Raw genomic sequence first — 2,357 nt, 5'->3', positions numbered from 1 at the left:
TAATCGACTGGCATGAAAAACGAGCGTAACGCAGCCAGCGGATATTATAGACAGACTCTAACTAGCCCCGCATTGCTGACGGGACAGGAAAACCAAAACGGGAAAGATGAAAGATCCACTGGGTTATATAAAAGCACCATTCATAAGATATGCACGCATTGAAGCGCTGGGGGGAATCCTTCTCATCATAAGTACATTATCGGCACTATTACTTGCCAATTCCCAATGGGGCGATGCGTATAGAGCTTTCTGGAATAAACAGCTCATCATTGGTACAGATTTCTTCAAACTTGAAATGTCCCTGATCCGTTGGCTCAATGACGGATTAATGGCCATATTCTTTTTCCTGCTTGGCCTTGAAATCAAAAGGGAATTCATTGCAGGAGAACTTTCAAATATTAAACAATCTACGCTACCCGTATTTGCATCCATCGGGGGAATGATCTTCCCGGCAGGTTTATTTGTTATTTTGAATTATAATCAAACCGGAATTGAAGGCTGGGGAATAACCATGGCAACTGACGTGACTCTTGCGCTGAGTATACTCGCATTGCTTGGTAGCAAAGTACCCATAGGTTTAAAGGTATTCCTGGTGGGTTTTGCCATTGTGGATGATATTGGGGCCGTGATAAAAATCGCCTTGACCGACAACCCTTATATAAACTGGGAATTTCTCGGTATTGCCGCAGGATTATTGGTTATTCTGCTGTTGTTTAATTACAGGAACATAAGATACATTCCAGCTTATATGGTTATTGGGTGGATCATATGGTATGTGTTTTTTAAATCGGGGGTTCATCCAACGATGGCAGGTATTTTAATTGCTTTCTCCATACCTGCAAAAAGAAAAATCAAACTGGACGAATTTTCAGTCAATCTGCTAACAGCAGTGGATGAATTCTGTGATCAATCATGTCAGGATAAAATAATGCTAAACAAACAACAACAGTCAACCATTGATAACATCAAATATTATTTAGACAGCGTACAAAGTCCTGTACAATATCTTGAAAACACACTGCACGGTTTTGTAACTTATCTCGTCATACCGTTATTTCTCTTCGCTAATGCCGGTGTGGTGTTTGATGGATATGGACTGGAGACCTTCAACACGTTAACATTGAATCTCGGTCTTGCCATGGTTTTTGGAAAACTAGCAGGAATATTTTTATTCTCTTGGTTATCAATTAAGTTTGGTATGTCCGCTTTGCCAAAAGATACCAATTGGAAACATATTTTTGGTGTAGCGTTACTCGGTGGAGCAGGCTTCACCATGTCTCTATTCATAAGCAATCTGACTTTTGACAATATAGTCCTTTTAAATCAGGCCAAATTAGGTGTATTGCTTGGTTCATTCACAGCTTCGATATTGGGATTGGTGTATCTACAGTTAACATTCGGGAAAAAATATAAGGCAAAACATTTATGATGATACAATAAGTAAAGGAGCCAGGAATACGTCAAAAAATTGAAAAACGGGGACAGTTTTGGGTCGCAGCAGATAAACAAAATTTTCCCGAATAATTAACGGTGCCGGTCTTTTAAAGTTTGGATCACCTCCTCCAGTGAGTATCCTTTATAAACCAGCAATACCATCATATGATAAACCAAATCGGCTGCCTCATTCAGCAACAACTCCTTATTCTCCCCTTTGGCTTCAATTACAAGTTCAACAGCCTCTTCCCCGACTTTTTGGGCAATCTTATCAATTCCCTTGTCGTATAGTTTGGAAGTATACGAGTTCTCCGGCATTTTCTCCTTCCTGTCCCTGAGGATCTGTTCCAGCTCACTTAAGAAGTTACCGGAACCGCCTTTTTCTTCCTCAAAACAACTGTATCTTCCCAGATGGCAGGTATTGCCCATAGGTTCCACTTTGACCAGAAGACTGTCATCATCACAATCTGTCTTTATTTCCTTAACCACCAAATAATTTCCGCTGGTCTCCCCTTTGGTCCACAATTGTTTCCTCGACCGGCTGTAGAATGTAACATACCCGGTGGCACGGGTTTTTTCGTAAGCTTCCCGGTTCATAAATCCAAGCATCAGGACTTTTAAAGTATTCCAGTCTTGTATTACCACAGGGATGATTCCATTGAGTTTGTTAAAGTCAAGTTCCATAAACTAATGATTGAATGATTGAATTGTTACATTGTTGAAATAAGGCGAAGGCTAAGGCTAAGGCTAAGAGAAGAGGGCCAAGAGCAAAGAGCCAAGAGCTAAGAGCTGGGCACTGAGCACTGAGAACTGAGAGCTGAGAACTGGGCACTGAGAGCTGAGAACTGAGAGCTGAGCAGAAATCTCACTGCTTACTGCTTACTGCTTACTGCCTACTTCTTTACTGTTTTCAACTCACACAC

At 41.0% G+C, this 2,357-nt stretch carries 2 protein-coding genes; one reads left to right on the top strand and one right to left on the bottom strand.

The annotated features are described in order from the left end of the window. Nucleotides 1-106 precede the first annotated feature (106 nt). On the top strand, nucleotides 107-1,429 hold the full coding sequence (gene nhaA / locus KGY70_04040) for a Na+/H+ antiporter NhaA (GenBank protein MBS3774332.1): 1,323 nt from the start codon (nucleotides 107-109) through the stop codon (nucleotides 1,427-1,429). A gap of 95 nt (nucleotides 1,430-1,524) precedes the next feature. On the opposite strand, the gene KGY70_04035 is transcribed toward nhaA, so the two are convergent. Then, nucleotides 1,525-2,118, bottom strand: a complete 594-nt coding sequence (locus KGY70_04035; GenBank protein MBS3774331.1) for a bifunctional phosphoribosyl-AMP cyclohydrolase/phosphoribosyl-ATP diphosphatase HisIE — start codon at nucleotides 2,116-2,118, stop codon at nucleotides 1,525-1,527. Nucleotides 2,119-2,357: the final 239 nt, after the last annotated feature.

The sequence above is a fragment of the Bacteroidales bacterium genome (assembly GCA_018334875.1).
GTDB lineage: Bacteria > Bacteroidota > Bacteroidia > Bacteroidales > UBA12077 > JAGXLC01.
This window is presented reverse-complemented; position numbering and strand designations above follow the sequence as displayed.